We start from the raw sequence: 19,245 nt of genomic DNA, 5'->3' as shown, positions 1-19,245 counted from the left end.
TCCTCCGTCGCGGATGGAAAAACCCCGAAGCATCGCGCCAAGGGGAAGAAAAGAGAACGGCCTAGACAATCCAGCCGTAAAGTTTCAGGAGCCGCTTAGCGTCAGCGGGATCCTTAGCCGTTGAATAAATCGTTTCGGGCATCAACCGGGGCGCTTTGAGTCGCTTGTACTTCGACCCGTCCTTGAACACTGACTGCTCACGGATGTACTGCGCCTGCGACATCTGCCAATAAGCGTGACCACGCCGCGTCGTACCCTCGCGAGTGAACTTGATGTTCCGCCCGTTGATCTGCGCCGGCCTCACAGCACCAGCCCTACGGTAAGCGTTGATCAACTGGTTCATGTCCGCACCATCACGGAACGCCTGACCATTCGCCTTAGACCCAAGAAGACGGTCCTGCTCAGCCGTGGAAAGGCTATCGAGGTACGCTTTCGGGTCAGTCCTCGCATCATCACCCGTGTCCTCAGACACCGGAACATTCCGACAGTCACACCCAGGATGACGGTTGAACGCCTCAGACTGCCAAGAAGTCTTACCCGCAAGAATCACACACCGCCCACAAGACGGCGGATTCAACATACGAGTCCACTTCCGAACCTTATGGGCCCCGCCGGAAACCTTCTCAGCAGACCGCCCAGTATCCGAAAGCAACGTTCCCGAAGCAAGCGTTAGATGCCTGCCGCCCCTTGCAAGCGCCTCTGCAACATCCAACCCCGCAGACACAGCCTGCTTAGCCTGAATAACAGCCCCATACGCCATAGACGCAACCGGCAAACCATCACCAGCCACGCCCACAAACCGTGAACCAGCCGACTCATACACAGGCTCAGGAGCAGCATCACCAAGAACATCAGGCACATAAGCCAACGCCCCATCAGCAACCCGCTCCTGAGCTGTGAACAACACAGCCAGCAACGCCGGCTCAAGACGCGCATACGACCCGTCAAAGTCCCGCCCCATACCACGCCACAAACGCGACACAGCATAAACAGCAGCACCAATCTCAGCCCTCTGCGCCCCCGAATACCTAAGCGCCGACTCCGGTAACGTCTGCAACACCATCAGCAGCAGACTCCTTCGCCGTCAAAGTCGCAAGGTAAGGATCCTGAGCCTCATCCTTGAAATACTCGCGCTCACGGTCCTTACGCGCATCAGACCAGCCAAGCTCATCCCACGAACCCTCACGCGAAATAATCGGGCCCCCACCATGCATCTTCTGCAAAGCATCAGCCTTCTGCGCGAACGTCGGAGTGCCAGGATCGTGCCACTCAGTTTTGATCTGATTAGCCAAAGGCCACGCGCCGGTACGGAACCGCTCAGCGATACCCTGGACCCAAGCCCACCCGTCACCGTCGTTATCGTTCTTCGCCTCAACGTTCAGCACGAGACGAGACTCATCAGCGCGGATAGCACCCTCAGCGGCAGGGTTCACGGAAGTTTGCCCGAAGTACCTTGTCGGCAGGCCGGTAACGGATGATGCGAGCTGCGCGTAATGCTCCACAGTCTTGTGGAACATCGTCAAATCCGCGCCGTCAAGCTGCCCAACCTTCGCGTCCTTGTTCGCATTCGCCCACAAAGACCCGAAATATGCTTCCCAAACAGGCAGCGGCTTACCGTTCGAGTCAACAAAGTCACCCTTGGACATACCCAGCACATACCGCTTTGGAACAATGATCGTCTCAGCCGCCAACTGCAAACCAGTCAACGAACGAGCCGCCGCATCCACCAGCGGAATAACATCCGTCATCTCGGACTCGCCAGTCCAAATACCTGTACGGCGCCGGTTCAAGAACATCACGATAGGCACACGGCCAAGCCTGTGATCATCCCTGTCAGTCTCAACCCAGCCGCCCTGCGACTTCTCCAACCACACAGTGCTATCCGGCTGATACAACGTCGCATACACCGGGTCTGGGGCGTCCTCCGTACCACCATAGAGTCGCAGCGCCGCACTAATCCGACGAGTCCGCGGATCCACCATCGCCGTCAACTCAAGAGGCGACTCAACCGTGATCAACGGATGATCAGCGTCGTCCTCATTCGTGCCAACCACAACAAACCCGCGACCATAAATCAGCTTGTCACGATGCAACAACCGAGACTCAGAATCAAGGTTGTTCGCGTCCCAATGCTCACGCAAAACAGCCGAACCCTTATCCTCACCAGGAAGAATAAAAGTCTTCACACGCTGCCGCTGCTCAACCGAATCAACACAAACCCGGTTCCAGTTCGCGATCATCTCAAACCGGCGCAACTCAGGCGGCACAGCCAACCCAATATGCTCCAAACGATGAGCGCCCTCATACTGCTTACCAAGCAGCTCATCCTTCGACAAACGGTTATCCCGCTGCTTCGTCAACTCCGCAATAAGGTTTGACTCATCAAGGCTTACAGCCACATCTCCCCCTACCGGAAAACAAACATACGCGAATCGGTCTCTTCATACGGTTGCCAGCCACTCCTCAAGGCATCCAAGCGGGCCTGGTTGGACATGCCACCAGCCATTGCAAGGTCAATCTTCTTGTCAGAATCGTGACGTTCTTTACGGACAACCCATAAAGGTTTACCCTCTTCGTCAACCATCTTGATTTCGTGCTTCTGGGCATGCCCAAGGTGCTCCTGCATGGCCTTATCGCCGTTGCCATGCACTTCGCCAGTCAGAATCGACTTCTGGTAGCTACGGCACATATAGGCCGTGTTGCGCAGGTTGCGAGAGTCGTTGTAGAAGAACAAAACAACCTTCGGGCCGTACTTAGAGGCCAACTCAGCCAATTGCTCGTCCCACCCCTGCGCGGGGTCCCCGTACATACGAACAACCCGAAACCTTGAAAACACGTCATCGCAAGTAGCGGTAACCTCAACCGGGTCAACCGGGTTATCTTCATCCGGGACCCACAACCCAAGCGGCACCTGCAACCCCGTTGACATCTCAGTAGCCACCAACGCAGTAGTGTCTTTCCACCGAGACCCGTCAAACCCAAGAGAAATTTCCGCGCCGGCAGGAATCTCCGCGCCAACAGCAGCGTTCTTCTCCCAAGCCTTCACGTCATACGCCTGCGCAGCAGCCTGAGTCCAACGATTCAACCAGACACGCTCAAGATACGAGTGATCAACACCAGGGCGATCCCACTGCTTAGCGATACCGCGCAGGTCAGCCCACTTGGCTACGGACGGGCCCGAAGCTTCCTTGATCGCCTCAACCCGGTCCTCATAACGGTCCAAGTCGTACTTGATGCCCGTCTCAGGGTTGTGCGTGCCAGCCTCACGATGGAAGTAGAACAATTCAGGCTCAGGAATCTCGCCGCGCTGGATCTTCTCAGCCTCGTCTTTATCCTTCTCCGCAACCGAGCCCTGCCCAGGCTCACCCGCAGTCGTTGTACCCAATGACCACGGATCATCCAGCGGACGCTTAGGAAGGTTGGCTTCCATCGCCTCATAGGCGCTTAGCAGGAGCGGAGAGTGCAGGCGGTGAGTCTCGTCGTAATACTGGAACGTAGTACGCGCGCCATCACGTGCGTTAGGCGAACCAGCCAGCGGAACAGCCTTGCCATCCGCGCCACGATCACCCAAACGGATAATCCGCTCAAGACTCGAATCAAACAAGTCAGCATCCGGGCCCTCAGTACACACCGTGTACAGCACGCCATATGCAAGCTCATGAACCTGCTCCTGCGTATAAGCAAGCATCGGCACATACGGGTCACGCACAGGACGCCCAACAGGATTCCCATAAGCATCCCAGCCGTCAAACCTTACCGGCCCCTCAGGATGCAACTCAGCGAAGCACAGCCAGCCGCCAAACTCAGTCTTAGCCGTACCCTTACGCCACGAAAAACGCACACGCCGAAACCTGCGACGACCTGCGAACTCGTGACCCTTCGGATACAGCTCGTAAGCCTTCCAAATAGCCGCACGTTTCTCATCGTCAAGCTTCGCCGGCTCACCCTTCAAAGAACCAGGACCAAACACAGCCCGCTCTTCAATCAGGTCACAAATCTGACCACCCAAAGAAGGCCACGGCTCTTCATCAAAAGGCGGAACAATGACAGTGCTCAAAGCGCCCTCAAAACCGCCCTAGGATCAGCTCCATCAGACTTAGCAGGAGGCCGCGAAGAACCACGCCGCTTAGCGCCCTTCTCCACCGCCTCTTCGGACTTCTCAATCTCCCACTGCAACCGGCGTCGGTCGATAGGAGACAAACCAAACCGCTGCTCCTGCAACCGAATCTCAGCCGAAGCCTCTTTCCGCTCCTTCGCAGTCTCAGCAGTCCAAAAATCGTTCTGCAACAACGCCAACTTAAACAGCCCATGACGATCAGAATCGTCATACTCAGGAGCCATAGGAGACGCCCACAAATCACGCCACCAGGCCAACGTCATCGGATGCCAATCACGAGCCGGCAACTCAGGCGCAACAATCGCAGCATCCGCCTTCAAAGTCGCGTTCGTAGCTGCCTTGTTCCGACGAGCCCGAGCACTAGCGGGCTTAGGCTGCGGACCGGGCATTTCAACTCCTTCGAAAACCTCCGGAACCCGTACAGACCCAAATCACCCTCCCCGGCGGGCCGCTAGAAGGGGGGTGGCTCGGTCGGTAGGGGTGGGGGTGTATGGGCTGATCGTCCTGCGGCACTGAGGTTGCAGTGTTCGTGTTCGGGTCCGCGGATGATGCGTCTGTCGTGGTCGTCGTGTCCTAGGTGCCAGCGGCTTCCTGGTTCGATGGTCCAGCGGCAGCGCCAGCACTTGACTGTTCCTTTGACTACTTGCTTGGCCCAGTCGCGTCTTGTGCGTTGGAATTCTGTGCCGTATCCGCGTTCGGTCTTAGTGCCGCGCGCCTGTTCGTACTCAACCATGTGCGCATCGCAGTAGCGCTGCGTTGGTGGTGTAGGTTCAGGGCACCCAGGCTTAGGGCATGGGCGCCAACCCTTAGGCACTAAGTACCTTGGGCAGCAGATGCGTCTCATCCCGTCTCTGCTTACCCAGGAGGATGTTGCTGATCTGCGCTTGGCTGCACTTGTACTTGCGTGCTAGCCCACGCTGATCAATCGCCGTGGTTCGATACTCTACCCGGATGCTGTTGACTTCATCGTCGGTTATCTTGTGCATTCCATGGCGTTCGCCGTTGGCGAGGCGGTGGCGTTCCTGCGCATCTCTGGTGTTGTCTCGGGGCAGCCCAGTCAGCAGATGCTCAGGGTTGATGCACATCCTGTTGTCGCATGTGTGGCGAATTACATGGCCCTTCGGGATAGGGCCTACCCACTGTTCGTAGGAAGCGCGATGTGCAAGGTATGGTTCGCGGTCAACAGTGATCGTCCCATATCCATCCGGGTTGATGCGTCCACTAAATGACCAGCAGCCGGTGTCGGTTACTTCCCATCCTGCGAAGCGAAGGCGTTCTTCAACGCCAGATCCGCGGGGTGCAATCGTGGTTGTTGAAGCATCGCCGTTCTTCTTGTAGCGCTTGTAGTGTTTCGAGCAGTACCCTTTGGCTCCGTGCTTGCCGATGGGAGTGCCACATTCTTGGATAGCGCATACCTTCACGTTGTTCCTCCATAGGGAATGCGAAGGGCCCGCGCTATGGACGCGGGCCCTTCTATCCGAGGTAATTAGGCTCGGAATGCTGTGTGTTCAGTTATGTGTTGGTTAGGTCAGCTCATACCAACAGTTACGAGCTGATGTGTTCGAGCGCCCGGTGTATGAGCCCTAGTTGGCTGTGGTAGGGGATGCTGTCGTTGCTGAGGAACCAGTATGAGGTGTGGTCTGGGTCGTCTGCTATGACCGCTGCGGCGACTACTTGCCAGTCGGTTAGGTACTCGGTTGAGTTTCCTTCTGTCTGGTTTTCGTCTGCGATGTGCGCGGCTATGGCGTCTTGTACTGCACGCTTGGTTGCCTCGCTCATGCCGCTCCTATGCTGTGATGATTGTGAGTGAGGCAAGGTCGAAGCCCTCGGGTGTTACGTCAAAGACGAGAACGCCGGGGTCACTGTCACGCCCTTGTGTCTGCCTGAACCAGTCAGAACCGTTGTCAAGTGTTGGTGCACCTAAGCAGTACCGCTGACGCCCGTTGACAGGGTTCCTGCCAGCAACCGCAGCAGAGAAGCTGTGGTAGTGGCCGAAGACCAGCACGTCGGATGACGCAACAGCCTGAGCCCCGAACGCCTGACGCTGCCACCAAGCAACAGCCTGACCAGGGCCAAACTGGTTACCATGAACCAAGCCGACCTTCGTGCCGTAAAAGTCAACAGCAACAGATTCGTCATACTCTGTTGGGCTAACCCAGTTGACGGCCATCTTCGTGGCGGCAGTAACCCGAGCTACCTGCTTATGCATAAACAAGCCAAGATCATCACCCGGCCTGCCAAGCTGCTGCTTCGAGTTCCGCCATGCTGCGTGGTTGCTTGGTACTGCGGCGACGGTTACGGGTGCGTGGTAGTGGGCGAGGTTGATGTATTCGAATAGCTCGGTGCCGTATGTGTCGAGTTGCGCGGACAGGCTGAGGTCGTTGGTGAACATGGGGTTGCCCCCGGACTCGAAACCTTCGATGCCGTCGCCTGCGTCTGCGATCATGATCTGATCGGGTTCGCGTTCAGCCAAGAGCGCGTCGAGTTTTTGCCGGATGATGGTGGAGCGTTCGATGAGTTCTTTGGTGCCGCCGCGGGATCCGGTTTTGCCGATCTGCGGGTCAGCCCAGACCACAATGGTTGCCCGGTCGCTACCATTCTGTAATGGTTGAGGTGTTGCTGTCTTGGCTGCTGCGTAGAGCGCCGGCAGGTCAACGCGGTCCTCAGCCCGTTTGCGGGTGAACTGTGCCCGGTATGAGTACAGGTTCACGACATCGCGTGATCCGTCTTCCAAAGCCTTCGACTGCTGCCACGTCGCGCAGCGTACCGTGTCGTTGACTATGGCGAACTCTGCCGGGTCCAGGTTGAACCGTTGGAAGATGTGGGCCCAGTCGGTTACTGGTTGTTCGGTTTGCACGTCGATGAACTCGCCACCATCGGGGCGCACGTCAGCTTTTCCGGTGAGCACGGGGGTTGTTGCGGGGTGCGTGGTGGTGACTGGTTCGCAGATGCAGTTACCTGAGCGGCAGTCGTTGATGGCTGATTTTGAGATGCCTAGGAGTTTGGAGAGTTGTCGTGAGGGCATTGTTGCGTGGGCGGGGTCTTTGACTAGCCCGTATTTGCATTTGCGACTCACGGTTGTCTCCTTGCTCAAGGGTTGAAGTGTTGTCTCTGGTTGTGCTTCCGGTTTGCCTGAGACGGTGGCCGGTGATTCGCCGCGCTTGGGTCCGTGATCTTACGTAACGGCTCACTTGGGCGGGACGTGGGTTTCCTGCATGGAGTAGGCGCGTAGCGTCGCCTCGTTCTTAAGCTCCAAGGTGGCGAAGTCTCCCCAAGCTGCCGTACTTCATGCTTGGGTTCGCCAGTTGACTCCCTAGCTGCGCGGTAAGGTCATGCCCTTGTACCAGCTCGGAGCCTCCATGCAGGTCCGTGGAGAATGCGAGACTCGAACTCGCAACAGACGGTTTGCAGGACCGTTGCTCTTCCAATTGAGCTAATTCCCCGTGTGACTGGCGCTCATGTTCGCCAGTCACTATTCAGTTGTCCGGTCCTGATCACAGGGTTTCCGGTGGTTTGCGTCGTGACCCTGACGCGGGGAGACAGTGCCACCGCCTTCCAACGTGCTTGACTGTCTAGGTTTAACCTGTGGGGCGGCGGGAGCTAGTGGCGTCCCTGCATCACGTCGAGATGAGCGGCTCGGAAAGTTGCGAACCGCCCCACAGGATTCTTTAGTTGACGTGTTTGTCGTCGGTTATGCCTGCGTGGAGGCGGTGGGATTCGTCGGCGGTGTACTCGGTTACGGGTTCGAGCGCGGTCGCGTACTGCTTGTAGTGGTGAGCGCACCAGAACAGTTCACCTTCGCGGTGGAGCGCGGTCATGTAGAACGCATGAGCGCCGCACCTATCGCAGTAGTAGCCTTCGAGCATGCCGAGGGTTTGCACTGTTGTACTCATTGGGTCCCACCGTTCGCAGGCAAAGGGAAAGGCCCCGATTGCTCGGAGCCTTTAGGTGAACGGAAGTTGCTCTCTGGTTACGTCAGCTGAGTTCTATCGAACTGTTGTACATAACGAGCAATGACTTTGCTACTAGCAACATCTGATAGGCCAGAAGGCCGGCACAAACACCGGTAGCCCAAGGGGCCACACTATCTCCGGACACTAGCGCAGCGAAGGCAGTCCAAACTGTGCTCAGCACACCAACTAGCACTGTCCAAATCAGTTGAGTACCGACTCGCTCGATTAGCCTCCGACGTTGAAGATAACCCGCTGTCTGTGGAGCAGAAGCGACATCGATCCTCCTTTCCCAAAATCGCATAGCCATTGTGAAAGTAAGCCCGGTGATTATGGATGTCGCAGTGAGGATGGCGGACGATGCCACGGTTGCTATGTCCCTGACGGCGATAAAGAGACCAACTCCAACCGCGATTGCGATCCATGCCAGCTCTGACCAACGAATGTCCCTCACCCAGACCGTCTTGCGGTCATGAGTGAATTGGGCTCTAAGTATCTCGGCTGGATTCAGGATTGTCATAGTGAGTCACTTCCCACGCTGTTGCCGAACTGCCGTCCCAATCTCGGAACTGGTCCAGTCCGGGGATCCTTGTCTGCTCGTCTATTTCAAACTGTCCGGAAAGATCGCCTAAGGCGAGCTGACACGTTTCTAGGAAGTCTGCATCTGAAGGATATGAGTCGTCACCGACATTACTGTTCCGTCTGTTCAAAGTTATCGGGTAGACAAGGCCAGGGCCAGTGGAGTGAACGCTAAAGGTGCGTGCCGACCCAGACGCTGTTTTCACCTTTAGGAGGGCATCCCAGTCGCTTACGTCAGCCGGGCTGGTCAAACCGAAGTCCCTTGCCTCGTTCCGCAGGACGCCGAATACTTGTTCGGCGTCTATCTTCTTGTCCTGAGTGAGAAGAGATGAGATTTTTCGGTCGTTCCATCTGAAGCGAATCTCCATGCGAGGCGCCCAGTCAAGCAGGTTCCCACTGGGGTCGTGCTTCCTAGGGGCTACGAACGTCATGCCCTTGACATGGGCATTCTCTATCCCGTTGAGGTTGGTCAACGGGTCGATGTGAAGAGACAGGTTAGGTCGCGCTTCCCGAAGTGCGCTGGTCAGGGCATTCCTGACAAACGAAACGGCGCCCATCCGGCCGTACCTTTCGGCAAATACGACGGCGCTGTATGAATTCGGCACGAAATAGACCAGGTGGCGGAGCTTGACGTGCTCGCTGTTACTTGTTGCGCGCTGGAAAACCGAGCTGCCGGCCGAATCTCTGAGGTCGCTTTGGAGGCCCTTCCAGCCAGGCTCAACGTACAGGAGGTAGGCGTTGGGTGCCACGGCCTTTACATGATCAAGGGCAAACACCTTGTTCGTGTCAGACAGGTCCCGATAAGGCTCCTCGCGACGGAGCATTCCTGCGGCCACGTTCTCAACAGCTTGAGCCAGTGATAGGCCTTGCCCGTCGATATCCGCGTGCGGTAGTGCCTTGGCTCGACGCTCGAAGCGAATTTTTGTCTGGAATAGATATGGGGCGACCAGATACTGCGGCACGTCAGCGCCACCCCGCGCCGGTAATCTTCGGGCTGTATGTATCTGGTTTGAGGGCGGTTGGCTCCTCGTAGTGTGGGCGCTTCATTCGACGATTATTGCAAAGTGCGGTGCGACGAACCGCAGGGACACGACCTAGGCTACATTTGTGAAGCCCCGGAGCAATTTGCTCGACGGGGCTTCACTTGGTTTTGGGTAGACCTGTGGTCTGTGGCTCCAGTTTAACAGGTGGTGGACGGGATGACAAGCACGTAATTACGCGGGTGTGATTCTCGCCTGTTGCGGGTCATCAGGGGCGCGTCGCTTGGCCCTCTCAGCTTCTCGCCGCCGCGCGTACGCAGGGTTCTTCAGGGCACCACGTGTCCACCAGTCATCACCGCCAGGCTTCTCGAAGATCGGCATGCTCCCGCCCGTGGTGGTGGCGGCCAGAGGGCTATTGTGTTTCAGCTCTTCGACACACTCAGGACATGCGCCGTCCTCGTCAGGTTTGAAGCTCAGGGGGAGGACGACCTTTATTTGTGCTCCGCAAATTGCCGCCCTGTAATCCTCAGTGTTTTCGATGAAGTGAGGTTCGAGGATTGGGCGGGGGGAGACGGTTGGCCGTAGCGCGTGGATGATGCCGGGATCGTTAGGAATTGCAGGGACCATCAGCCTTGTGTTGGGATCCCGAGTGTTGCCGTAGTTGGCGAGGCCGGCGAGGACTTGACTCTTGTCTTTCATGCTGCCTTCCCGAGGGTTGTTGCGAGTTCGTTGATAGCTTGCCCTGCCCAACTAGTTTGGCAGGCACCGCAGCGGGCTTCGTGGCGTGTCGCGGTTATTGCCGTGTTGCGTACATATTCGTCTTCGACCCAGGTCCATGCGTGGGTGGCGGCGCACGTGGGGCACGCGCCTTTCACTTCAAGGCGTGGGACGGGGTTGAGAAGAGCTTCGATGGCTGTGGCCCATTTGGTGGCGGAGCGGAGGCACCGTTCGGTGCTCTGACCGGTTGTGTCGCCGGCTGCGGCGTCTGCCCAATGCTGGAGCTTCTGTTCGGGGCTGAGTTCGGGGTTGTCTTTGCCGGTGAGGGCGATGTGCATGGTGATGAGGGTTTCGCGGATTTCGGACCAGAGAGTGACCGCTCCCAAAGCGATGGGGGAGCGGGAGCCTGAGGACTTCGCTCCGGTGGCGGCGCGGCTCCCAGAGGCCTGTTCCTGTCTGAGTTGGGTGAAAAGGGCTAGTTCGGTGGGGTAGCTGACATGCCCGGTCGCAGAGTCGACGTGGGTGGTCTTGTGGTCGCGGGTGAGTCGGTGGACGGCGGAGCGGAGTTCGGCGTGTGACATAGGGTGTGTCTCCTGGCGAAGGGTTGTCATGTGGCTAAGCTGCGGTTTGGCTGTTGTTGAATCCGAGAAAGTTCTGTCTGGTGCGGCTCGTGACGGTTTCGCCAGTCCAAGGAAAGGCTCCGCCGCGCCAAAGCTCACGAGGCCATAGCCGACCAGCTTCACGATCACCACGCCAACGGGTTACGAGCGTCATGTCCGGGTTCGTCGTGTCCGGGTGAAGACCAAAGCCGAACTCGGGCCATCCCATCAATGCCGCGGATCCTCGTGGCGCGAGGTCGCGGACAGCGTTCTGGGAGTTGCCCTTGCTGGCGTGGCCCTCCATGATGAGGGCAACACCACGATCGCGGAGGGAGTCCAAGGCCATGATCAGGGGTGCCGCTTCCTGATCGTTGTTGATGCCGGTAGACACCATCTTGTAGAGCGGGCCGATAGCCAGGACATCGGGGGAGTGTTCGTCCAAGAGACGGTGGACTTCTCCTAGGGTTGCATCCTTGGTGATGTCGATCCTGCCCCTCGCGTAAATCTCGATGTTCGGTGCGGGGTCGGCAATTCCGTAGGCCGCGGCTTTCGCTGTCATGCCACGGACTTGCGCTCGCCATTGTGCCTCGGTGTTCTCGGCGTCAACGACGAGGATCTTCAATGGCTGTTCCAGCATGTCCCAAGTTGTTGGATGAATGCCGGCAGCCATGCAGATGAGCATCTGTCGGATCCACGTGGTTTTGCCACCCCCTTCGAAGCCTGTAAGGATAAGCCTGTCCCCGCGCTCCAGCAAGTCCGGAATGAGCCACTCGTGGTCCTCCTGCACCGCCAGGATGGCCTCCAGTGTTTTCGTGGTCATCCGCTGGGCACCACTGGCGGCGAGGTTCTTGATCGCCTCAACTGCGGCGTGAGCTGCCTGTGAGGGGTGGCGGGTTTCGTCTGCCGCTTCACGCATCAGGCTCGTTGCGATAATGGAGAGTTTGCGACGAGACGATGCCTCTTTGACCTGGTCAGCGTAGAAGCTGATGGACCCGGCAGAACCGACGCCCTCGACCATTCGGTGAAGGTCAACAGCCTGGACCCCTTTGGCTCCGAGTTCTTGGGCCTTGGTCCACACACTAAAGGGCTCTACGGGCTCGTCGGCTTTGCGGAGTTGAACGATGGCCCTGAAGACATCCGCGTGGGTCTTCGACTGGAAATCTCCGGGTTCGAGAACGCCTGATGCAAACCTGATGCTGTCCGGGGTGAGGATGCACGCGCCTATTACCAGTTCTTCGGGCGTCATCGGTTAGCCCATCCGTAGGCGGCTGGAATGATGGCTTGAGTTGGAGGTTCGGGTTCGTCATCCCACCTGCCCGCATTCAGCCAAGTTGCTGCATGCGGCGTGAACTTAGGATCCTTCCCGGCGACTTCCATTCGTAGATTGCCAACACCTTCCATGATCGTTCCGTAGCTGGTTAGTCTCAGTGCCTTAGCGAACGCCTTCTTTGCGGCCTCCTTGCCAACCTTCCGGGGATACTCCCCCCAAAAGGCGTCGAATTCATCCGTCGAAGCCGAAGGCTTTGACGAAGTCTTTTTACTTTCCCTTCCTTTCCCTTCCTTTCCTAGGGAGAGAGTAGGCGAGCGGTCGGGTGTTTCGGTGAGTTCACTAAAACTCGCCTGAGTTTCGACGGCTTCAAGCGAGCCCTGTTGAGCGCAGGCGGGGCAGCGTGTCTTCCAACGAGGGTCAATCTTCTGGTGCTCCTCAAAGCGCTTGACGTGCAGGTATGTTCGTCCAGCCGCGTCAGTAATGCGGACGACGCGGCCTGCGTCAAAAAGCTCACCGAGCAGTGCATCAACGTCAACAGCGTCGCCTGGAAGTATTTGCAGCTTAAGCTTGAAGCTGTCATCAGCCACGTGGCCGTGGTCACACAGCGTGAAGTTCCACATTCCGATGTAAAGCAACCGGGCAAATGCCGAAAGCTGGACTATCTTGCCGTCCGTCCAGAAGTCTGGCTTGATCGTGCGGATACGAGCCATCAGATACCGCCGTCCGTGAGGAGGCTTTCAACAAAGCTCACGGGTCGCCCGAGTCCCGCTGCTATGGCCGGGACGGTAAGGCCCTGTCTGTAGGCATTCTTGATGTGATGCTGGTAGGTGAGCGGTCGAGTTGAGGGATCCTTGCGCGCTTCATTCAAGAAGTCCATGGCGAGGAATTGGAGCTGGAGTGTGGTTGACGGGTTACGCATTGACCGGTCCTTTTATGCGCGAGGTGTTGACATGACATAAGTGGGGTTGCTGGGCCGTGTGCTCATCTCACGGCCCAGCAAGTCCAGGTCTGTTAGTTTTGGCGTTCGAAGAACTCGTGGTCAGGGTTGTACGCGAGACGGAATAGTTCCGCCCACGAACCTCCGGGAAGGCAGCGCTTCGGGTTCTCCGCGTACAGCCATGCGGAGTAAACCGCGTCAGTCAGAACCTCGGGATCCAACTTGCTCTCCCTAGCGAGGTGCAGGACGGTTGCTGCGTACCGGGCTGGATCCGTCTGCGCCTTGAACCGCGTCAGGTCGCTGGCTGTGACCTTGGGCGTCTGGTCGAAGTGGTCACGCCACGTCGCATAGACATCGGTCCAAGGATCGGTTAGGGTAATTGCAGAAGACATAACGGTGAGAACCTATCTATTTCTTGTTGTTATTGATCAGGCGGGTTGGACTTGCAAGGGCAAATTGCAGCGTTCGGCCCGCTTTTTTGTACATTCCGTGCTTGGTTGCCCCCCGGCGGCCAAACACTCTTGATGGGGCGTACCTGAGCCCCCGCTTTTACGGGATGACAGTCAGGTCGTCCGGGTGGCACTGCTCGCGGGTGCCGTTCTCCCAGGTCACCCAGACGCCGCGCGAAGTCACGCGGCATACGCGCCCCACGGGGCCGTCAGCATTCCCGAACATCCCCGTGAACTTCACGCGCTTCCTGGCGAACCTGGCTTTTAGCTCCGTATGTACCATCACGCGGCACTTTCGAACGCTGCGTTGACCCAATCGATTACTTCGCTCTTTCTGTAAACGAGCCTCCCGCCTAAACGCGCCGCCTTCGGGCCGGTGCCCTGATGCCGCCAATAGCGGAGGGTAGCGACCGGGATGCGCGTGAGTTCGGAAACCTCGTCAATAACAAGGAGCTGCGGAAACGTATCCATGCTTCTTCCTCACGAATCGTGAAAATACCTTACACGGACCAGCATAATGCTAGTTTGTGTTGACTGTCAATGCTGGTTGGTGATTAGGTTGAGTCATGACTGAATTGCCCACACCAGATGTCGATGAAGAGTGCTTCCGCGAGAACATGCGCGCCCTGCGAGAGCGGAAGGGCTGGTCTCAAGGCGAACTCAGCCGAAGACTCATTGATGGGGGCTGGCCGATTTTCCACCAGACTACGATTTCTCGCATCGAATCTGGGGACAGACCCATCAAGCTAGGCGAAGCGCGCGCGATTGCACGGGCACTGGGCTCCAACGTCACTACGATGGTTTCTCTGCCCGTAGAGACCTCGATCGTTCAAGGCTTGGCCGGTGCCATTGGCGACGTGCGCGTAGCCCAGAACCGAATAAGGGACGCATATGAGATGCTCGCAGAGACGCGAGCAAAGCTGAGCGAACTGGTGGATTTCGTTGCGCCCGTCGATTTAGAGCAGTGGCAAGACGCCGACCTTCGCGACGCCTTCGAGAACTTGCGTGATCAGGCGACCGAGCTTCTGGCAGAGGTTACCGCCGCTGAACGTATGGAAGGCCCAGGCATGAGGGAGGGTGAGCGCGATGGCGAGCATTCAGAAGCGTCCTGATGGTCGCTGGCGGGCGCGCTACCGTGACGATGCCGGCAAGGAGCATGCTAAGCATTTCTCTCGCAAAGTTGATGGGCAACGGTGGTTGGATGAGGTTACTGCTTCTGTCGTAGCTGGGACCTATGTGGATCCGAAGACCGCTCTAATAACTTTTCAGGAGTGGTCCGCAACTTGGCTTAGAGGCTATGAGAACAACAGGCCCTCCACAGTCCGCCAAGCTAGAACTCACCTGAAGCGAATCAATGCCGATTTCGGGAGTCGCCCCCTCAAGAGCGTTCGTCCGTCTGAGGTCAAAGCCTGGACCGCTCGACTTAGCGACGAAGGGCTGGCGGGTTCTACTGTCTACGCGCTGCACTCTCGCCTGGGGCAGTTGTTTGCGGACGCCGTGCATGATGGATTGCTTCCCAAGTCACCGGTTAGCAGAAGAACGGCGCCGAAGGCTGGTCAGCAAAGGGCTTATGTGGCGACCACGGATCAGGTGTGGGCCCTCTACGACGCGATGCCTCCGGGCCTGCGACCGGCAATCCTTCTGGCAGCATTCGCGGGCCTGCGTATTGGTGAGGCTGTGGCCTTACGTGTCTCAGATGTGGATTTCATGCGCGGCATCATCACACCTGCGATCCAATATCCGGGAGTGGAACTCAAAACTGAGCAATCGAAGAACCCCATCCCGATACCGCAGAACCTCTGCCTAGAGCTGTCGGTGAATCATGCCCAGTGGGGAAGTGAAACCCTCGTCACTAACGAATGGGGCAGGCCCATATCTCCACACCGCCTGGAGCACTACTTTCGCGAGGCGAGAAAATCCGTCAAGGGTCTCCCTGAGGGCTTTCGATTCCATGACCTGCGGCACTACTTTGCGTCGCTGCTGATCGCCCAGGGGCTTGACGTGAAGGTAGTGCAAAAGAGCCTCAGGCACTCGTCAGCTAAGACCACACTCGACACCTACGGGCACATGTGGCCTGACAAAGAGGAAACGGCACGCGCCGCAGTAGCCAGCGTGCTTGCGGACCGCATCAATTCACGGAGCGAGAAACAGGCCTAGACGACGAAAAGGCCGGCCCTGAGGGTACAAACCTCGGGGCCGGCCTTTCCTGTAGCCAAATTCTTGCGGACCGTCTGCGGACTAGCGCCGTTTCCGCCGCGCGATCTAGCTAGACGCCGTAGTAGAGCTCGAACTCGTACGGGTTCGGGCGCAGCGAGAGCGGCGTGATCTCGTTCTCGTACTTGTACTCGATCCAGGTGTCGATCAGGTCCTGGGTGAAGACGCCGCCGGCCTGCAGGAACTCGTTGTCCTCGCGGAGTGCCTCAAGGGCTTCCTCCAGCGAACCCGGCGCCTTGGGGATGTCCTTGGCTTCCTCGGCCGGGAGCTCGTAGAGGTCCTTGTCGATCGGTGCCGGGGGTTCAATGCGGTTGCGGATGCCGTCGATGCCGGCCATCAGCTGCGCGGCGAACGCCAAGTACGGGTTGGACGAGGGGTCCGGCGCGCGGAACTCGATGCGCTTGGCCTTGGGGTTTGAACCCGTGATCGGGATGCGGATACCGGCGGAGCGGTTGCCCTGCGAGTAGACCATGTTCACGGGAGCTTCGAAGCCCTTGACGAGGCGGCGGTAGGAGTTCACCGTCGGGTTGGTGAAGGCGAGGACGGCGGAAGAGTGCTTCAGCAGGCCGCCGATGTACCAGCGGGCGGTGTCGGAGAGACCAGCGTAGCCCTTCTCGTCGTAGAACAGCGGTTCGCCGTTGTTCCACAGGGACTGGTGGCAGTGCATGCCGGAACCGTTGTCGCCAAAGACCGGCTTCGGCATGAACGTAACGGACTTGCCCCAGGCGTCGGCGGTGTTCTTGATGACGTACTTGAACTTCTGGAGGTCATCGGCAGCTGCAGTCAGCGTGGTGAACTTGTAGTTGATCTCGGCCTGGCCGGCGGAACCAACCTCGTGGTGGGAGCGCTCTACCTCGAGGCCGGCCTTGTCCAGTTCCACGCACATGGCGTCACGGAGGTCAGCCTGCTTGTCGGTGGGGGAGACGGGGAAGTAGCCGCCCTTGACCGGAGTCTTGTAACCGAGGTTGCCGCCCTCTTCCTTGCGGCCTGTGTTCCAGTGGGCTTCTTCGGAATCGATCTTGTAGAAGCTGCCCTGCGGGGAGGACTGGTACTGGATGTTGTCGAAGACGAAGAATTCGGCCTCGGGAGCGAAGAATGCGGTGTCGGCGATGCCGGTGGAAGCCAGGTAGGCTTCAGCCTTCTCGGCTACGCCGCGGGGGTCGCGGTGGTAGGGGTCACCCGTGCGGGGGTTCACGATGGAGAAGTTCAGCGCAAGGGTCTTCTCGATGCGGAAGGTATCGATAAAGGCGGAGGTTACATCCGGGATGAGCTGCATGTCGGACTCGGCGATGCCCTGGAAGCCACGGATGGAGGATCCGTCGAAGAGCTGACCGTTCACGAAGAAGTCGAGGTCGACGCTCTTGGCCGGCACGTTGAAGTGCTGCTGGACGCCCGGAAGGTCGGTGAAGCGGATATCGACGAATTTGACGTCTTCTTCTTTGATGAACTTGAGGACTTCGTCCGCAGTCTTGAACATCTATGCTCCTTATGCATATCAAGTAACAGGCCCGGAAGGCCGCGTGGTCCAGCCCAAGCCGGAGGCCTGGAGGCACAAAAAACTCCCCTTGCCGCGGTGGCTGGCAACTCATACCACCTTAGGGAGACGGGATTTCCCGGGGGTGTCAGTATTGTTTCCGGCAGGTTACAGAATCATCTGTTGTGTAAACGGTAGTGGGCTTTCCGGTGTCCGGTCCATGCCGGTCCGCTGGGCGAACATGCGGTGCGGACGGTGGCAGGGATTGCCGGATTGGCCTTCGACGTCGTCAGGCAGCCGGGGTGCCAGCCGTTAGGCTTTAAGTGTGGTTGATCGAAAAGACATTGGCTCCTGGTTGAGCGGTCCGGACACGTCCGGCATCTCCAAGTATCCCGGCGAACGGCTGGGCCTTCCCGAGTCCGGACCGGGGTCCATGGCCCGCGCAGGGCGGCGCATTCTGGCGATCGCCATTGACTGGACCCTTGCGTTGGTTATCAGCAATTTCGCGTTCGGCGGCAACCAGTGGGCAACGTTGGCCATCTTTGCTGCTGAACAGATCCTTTTGATCGGTACCCTCGGATACAGCATCGGGCACCGGATCGCCGGTATCCACGTGGTTCGCCTGGGTGGTCAGCCGGCAGGACCCCTGGCAGCGGTTGTGAGGACCCTCCTGCTGTGCCTGGTCATTCCGGCAGTAGTCTTCGACCCCGACCAGCGAGGCCTGCACGACAAGGCAATGAACACCATCCTGATCCGGCTCTAAGAGGACAGCATTCGTGGCAGCCGTGCGGGCTGTCGTGGTCCCAGGCCCTTACGAAACAAAAAGAATAGCCCCTGTCTCCGTGGGAGACAGGGGCTATTCCAATGCAAACATCAGCGTCCGCGTGCGGCCTTGCGGTCCGGGCGGGCCTTATAGGGGTCAATGCCCTTGGGGATCGGAAGACGGTTGCCCAAGGAATTGATGCGCTTGGATACGGCATTGACCTCCACCTTGGTGAGCTCGTTCTTCATCTTGCCCATGGTCTTGGCCAGCTGGTTCAGGGGAACCTGGCCCTCGCCGCGGCCGGATTCCAGGACGTGGATAGTAACGTTCGGCAGGATCCGGGCCAGGCGTTTCCGTTCGCCGTCCACAAGGGTCTTGACGCGGTGAGAAGGGCCTTCGGTCACCAGAACCACGCCGGGACGGCCAATAGCCATGAAGACGGCGTCTTGGGTGCGCGGGTTTACTGCGACCGGCTGGTCCTGCGTAACCCACCCCCGGCGCAGCGTACCCAAGGCCGCGCCGGACGCGCCAGGCTGGTTCTCGATCTGCGCAAAAGCGGCCTTTTCTGCCCGCCGGGAAAGGATGAAGACGGCGGCCAGGAGCCCCAGCGGAATACCGATGATGAGGCCAGTGACCCAGTTCTCCAGGAGATAGCCGACGAGGAAGGCCACGGCGACCACTGCAAGGAATGCCAACACCATGATCCAGACAACCTGGGGGTCGTTCCGGCGCGTCATTTTGAAGACTTCAGCGATCTGCTTCAGCTGGCTAGGCTTCTTGGCCTTGGCTTCCTTGGGCTTGCGCTGGAACAGCCCACGCTTGGGAGCGTCGGCCGAGGGGGTCGATTTGCTGGAATCAGGGGAGTTCGCCATAGTGCCTTAATTCTACGTGATGTACGCCGAAGGACCGGACGCCGTTACGGATGGCATCCGGTCCTTCAGTGCGTCTTTGCTGCTGCCGCTGGTGCTTGGGGCTTAGCCGTGGGCGGCGAGGATGGTTGAGGCTTCCTGGCGGGTGGTGCCGGAGGACTCGATGTGGGCCAGGGCTTCGGGGATGTCCCAGCCTTTCTTACGCATCGCGGTGGCCCAGAGCCGGCCGGCGCGGTAGGAGGAACGCACCAGCGGCCCGGACATCACGCCCAGGAACCCGATCTCCTCGGCCTCGTGCTGGAGGTCCACGAATTCCTGGGGCTTGAC

Annotated in this window: 21 protein-coding genes, 1 tRNA gene and 1 pseudogene; 3 read left to right on the top strand and 20 right to left on the bottom strand. The window is 58.5% G+C overall.

What is annotated here, in order from left to right; translation table 11 throughout:
* Positions 1–61 precede the first annotated feature (61 nt).
* The 17 genes from AB0N65_RS11790 to AB0N65_RS11710 all read right to left on the bottom strand — a co-directional run bounded on the left by AB0N65_RS11790 (position 62) and on the right by AB0N65_RS11710 (position 14,069).
* Positions 62–1,063, bottom strand: coding sequence for a hypothetical protein (locus AB0N65_RS11790; RefSeq protein WP_364161355.1), 1,002 nt, complete (start codon positions 1,061–1,063; stop codon positions 62–64).
* Positions 1,029–2,399 (bottom strand): phage portal protein, encoded by a 1,371-nt coding sequence (locus tag AB0N65_RS11785; RefSeq protein ID WP_364161353.1) that lies wholly within the window; start codon positions 2,397–2,399, stop codon positions 1,029–1,031. Before AB0N65_RS11785 ends, AB0N65_RS11790 begins: the two co-directional genes overlap by 35 nt.
* An 8-nt stretch (positions 2,400–2,407) precedes the next feature.
* The gene (locus AB0N65_RS11780) at positions 2,408–4,057 is read right to left on the bottom strand and encodes a hypothetical protein (protein WP_364161351.1); all 1,650 of its coding nucleotides are present in this window, start codon (positions 4,055–4,057) and stop codon (positions 2,408–2,410) included.
* 866 nt (positions 4,058–4,923) lie between these two features.
* Entirely contained in the window at positions 4,924–5,538 is a 615-nt protein-coding gene (locus AB0N65_RS11775; RefSeq protein ID WP_364161349.1) for an HNH endonuclease signature motif containing protein, read from the bottom strand.
* A 124-nt stretch (positions 5,539–5,662) separates the two neighbouring features.
* Complete coding sequence (locus AB0N65_RS11770; RefSeq protein ID WP_364161347.1) at positions 5,663–5,896, bottom strand: hypothetical protein; 234 nt, start codon at positions 5,894–5,896, stop codon at positions 5,663–5,665.
* Between the two features lie 7 nt (positions 5,897–5,903).
* Positions 5,904–7,193 (bottom strand): hypothetical protein, encoded by a 1,290-nt coding sequence (locus tag AB0N65_RS11765; RefSeq protein WP_364161345.1) that lies wholly within the window; start codon positions 7,191–7,193, stop codon positions 5,904–5,906.
* 294 nt (positions 7,194–7,487) lie between these two features.
* A tRNA-Ala gene (locus AB0N65_RS11760) sits at positions 7,488–7,560 on the bottom strand.
* A 225-nt stretch (positions 7,561–7,785) separates the two neighbouring features.
* The gene (locus tag AB0N65_RS11755) at positions 7,786–8,010 is read right to left on the bottom strand and encodes a hypothetical protein (RefSeq protein ID WP_364161343.1); all 225 of its coding nucleotides are present in this window, start codon (positions 8,008–8,010) and stop codon (positions 7,786–7,788) included.
* Between the two features lie 545 nt (positions 8,011–8,555).
* Positions 8,556–9,608, bottom strand: coding sequence for a hypothetical protein (locus AB0N65_RS11750; RefSeq protein ID WP_364161341.1), 1,053 nt, complete (start codon positions 9,606–9,608; stop codon positions 8,556–8,558).
* A gap of 252 nt (positions 9,609–9,860) precedes the next feature.
* Positions 9,861–10,325 (bottom strand): hypothetical protein, encoded by a 465-nt coding sequence (locus AB0N65_RS11745; RefSeq protein ID WP_364161339.1) that lies wholly within the window; start codon positions 10,323–10,325, stop codon positions 9,861–9,863.
* Positions 10,322–10,924: a hypothetical protein gene (locus tag AB0N65_RS11740; RefSeq protein WP_364161337.1), complete on the bottom strand. Its 603-nt coding sequence runs from the start codon at positions 10,922–10,924 to the stop codon at positions 10,322–10,324. Before AB0N65_RS11740 ends, AB0N65_RS11745 begins: the two co-directional genes overlap by 4 nt.
* 34 nt (positions 10,925–10,958) lie before the next feature.
* Positions 10,959–12,188, bottom strand: coding sequence for an AAA family ATPase (locus AB0N65_RS11735; RefSeq protein ID WP_364161335.1), 1,230 nt, complete (start codon positions 12,186–12,188; stop codon positions 10,959–10,961).
* Positions 12,185–12,922 (bottom strand): hypothetical protein, encoded by a 738-nt coding sequence (locus AB0N65_RS11730; protein WP_364161333.1) that lies wholly within the window; start codon positions 12,920–12,922, stop codon positions 12,185–12,187. Before AB0N65_RS11730 ends, AB0N65_RS11735 begins: the two co-directional genes overlap by 4 nt.
* Positions 12,922–13,131, bottom strand: coding sequence for a hypothetical protein (locus AB0N65_RS11725; RefSeq protein ID WP_364161331.1), 210 nt, complete (start codon positions 13,129–13,131; stop codon positions 12,922–12,924). Before AB0N65_RS11725 ends, AB0N65_RS11730 begins: the two co-directional genes overlap by 1 nt.
* 92 nt (positions 13,132–13,223) lie before the next feature.
* Positions 13,224–13,541, bottom strand: a complete 318-nt coding sequence (locus tag AB0N65_RS11720) for a hypothetical protein (protein WP_364161329.1) — start codon at positions 13,539–13,541, stop codon at positions 13,224–13,226.
* A 157-nt stretch (positions 13,542–13,698) separates the two neighbouring features.
* Positions 13,699–13,884 carry a hypothetical protein gene (locus AB0N65_RS11715; RefSeq protein WP_364161327.1) on the bottom strand — a complete coding sequence of 62 codons (186 nt, stop codon included), beginning with the start codon at positions 13,882–13,884 and terminating at the stop codon, positions 13,699–13,701.
* Positions 13,881–14,069, bottom strand: a complete 189-nt coding sequence (locus AB0N65_RS11710; RefSeq protein ID WP_364161325.1) for a helix-turn-helix domain-containing protein — start codon at positions 14,067–14,069, stop codon at positions 13,881–13,883. The genes AB0N65_RS11715 and AB0N65_RS11710 overlap by 4 nt, the downstream gene beginning before the upstream one ends.
* A gap of 95 nt (positions 14,070–14,164) precedes the next feature.
* Here AB0N65_RS11710 and AB0N65_RS11705 point away from each other — a divergent pair, with 95 nt between their 5' ends.
* A complete protein-coding gene (locus tag AB0N65_RS11705; protein WP_364161323.1) occupies positions 14,165–14,710 on the top strand; it encodes a helix-turn-helix transcriptional regulator in 546 nt (181 codons plus the stop codon).
* Positions 14,685–15,755: a tyrosine-type recombinase/integrase gene (locus AB0N65_RS11700; protein ID WP_364161321.1), complete on the top strand. Its 1,071-nt coding sequence runs from the start codon at positions 14,685–14,687 to the stop codon at positions 15,753–15,755. Before AB0N65_RS11705 ends, AB0N65_RS11700 begins: the two co-directional genes overlap by 26 nt.
* 109 nt (positions 15,756–15,864) lie before the next feature.
* On the opposite strand, the gene glnA is transcribed toward AB0N65_RS11700, so the two are convergent.
* Positions 15,865–17,289 carry a type I glutamate--ammonia ligase gene (gene glnA, locus AB0N65_RS11695; RefSeq protein ID WP_364161319.1) on the bottom strand — a complete coding sequence of 475 codons (1,425 nt, stop codon included), beginning with the start codon at positions 17,287–17,289 and terminating at the stop codon, positions 15,865–15,867.
* A gap of 322 nt (positions 17,290–17,611) precedes the next feature.
* Here glnA and AB0N65_RS11690 point away from each other — a divergent pair, with 322 nt between their 5' ends.
* Complete coding sequence (locus tag AB0N65_RS11690) at positions 17,612–18,049, top strand: RDD family protein (protein ID WP_364161317.1); 438 nt, start codon at positions 17,612–17,614, stop codon at positions 18,047–18,049.
* 110 nt (positions 18,050–18,159) lie between these two features.
* Here the strand turns inward: AB0N65_RS11690 and AB0N65_RS11685 are convergent, their stop codons facing one another.
* Positions 18,160–18,921 (bottom strand): DUF4191 domain-containing protein, encoded by a 762-nt coding sequence (locus AB0N65_RS11685; RefSeq protein WP_364161315.1) that lies wholly within the window; start codon positions 18,919–18,921, stop codon positions 18,160–18,162.
* Between the two features lie 102 nt (positions 18,922–19,023).
* Positions 19,024–19,245, bottom strand: a pseudogene (locus tag AB0N65_RS11680) (lipoyl synthase); the annotation flags it as partial.

The sequence above is a fragment of the Paenarthrobacter sp. NPDC089322 genome (assembly GCF_040684895.1).
Classification (GTDB): Bacteria; Actinomycetota; Actinomycetes; order Actinomycetales; family Micrococcaceae; genus Arthrobacter.
The sequence above is the reverse complement of the archived record's forward strand: the minus strand, read 5'-3'. Positions and strand labels throughout refer to the sequence as shown.

What these genes read in the sequence shown, in the direction of transcription:
- AB0N65_RS11685 (WP_364161315.1), bottom strand. Translation starts at nt 18,921, where the DNA reads ATGGCGAACTCCCCTGATTCCAGCAAATCGACCCCCTCGGCCGACGCT.
- AB0N65_RS11710 (WP_364161325.1), bottom strand. Translation starts at nt 14,069, where the DNA reads ATGGATACGTTTCCGCAGCTCCTTGTTATTGACGAGGTTTCCGAACTC.
- AB0N65_RS11735 (WP_364161335.1), bottom strand. Translation starts at nt 12,188, where the DNA reads ATGACGCCCGAAGAACTGGTAATAGGCGCGTGCATCCTCACCCCGGAC.
- AB0N65_RS11770 (WP_364161347.1), bottom strand. Translation starts at nt 5,896, where the DNA reads ATGAGCGAGGCAACCAAGCGTGCAGTACAAGACGCCATAGCCGCGCAC.
- AB0N65_RS11740 (WP_364161337.1), bottom strand. Translation starts at nt 10,924, where the DNA reads ATGTCACACGCCGAACTCCGCTCCGCCGTCCACCGACTCACCCGCGAC.
- AB0N65_RS11755 (WP_364161343.1), bottom strand. Translation starts at nt 8,010, where the DNA reads ATGAGTACAACAGTGCAAACCCTCGGCATGCTCGAAGGCTACTACTGC.
- AB0N65_RS11705 (WP_364161323.1), top strand. Translation starts at nt 14,165, where the DNA reads ATGACTGAATTGCCCACACCAGATGTCGATGAAGAGTGCTTCCGCGAG.
- AB0N65_RS11725 (WP_364161331.1), bottom strand. Translation starts at nt 13,131, where the DNA reads ATGCGTAACCCGTCAACCACACTCCAGCTCCAATTCCTCGCCATGGAC.
- glnA (WP_364161319.1), bottom strand. Translation starts at nt 17,289, where the DNA reads ATGTTCAAGACTGCGGACGAAGTCCTCAAGTTCATCAAAGAAGAAGAC.
- AB0N65_RS11720 (WP_364161329.1), bottom strand. Translation starts at nt 13,541, where the DNA reads ATGTCTTCTGCAATTACCCTAACCGATCCTTGGACCGATGTCTATGCG.
- AB0N65_RS11790 (WP_364161355.1), bottom strand. Translation starts at nt 1,063, where the DNA reads ATGGTGTTGCAGACGTTACCGGAGTCGGCGCTTAGGTATTCGGGGGCG.
- AB0N65_RS11730 (WP_364161333.1), bottom strand. Translation starts at nt 12,922, where the DNA reads ATGGCTCGTATCCGCACGATCAAGCCAGACTTCTGGACGGACGGCAAG.
- AB0N65_RS11745 (WP_364161339.1), bottom strand. Translation starts at nt 10,325, where the DNA reads ATGAAAGACAAGAGTCAAGTCCTCGCCGGCCTCGCCAACTACGGCAAC.
- AB0N65_RS11700 (WP_364161321.1), top strand. Translation starts at nt 14,685, where the DNA reads ATGGCGAGCATTCAGAAGCGTCCTGATGGTCGCTGGCGGGCGCGCTAC.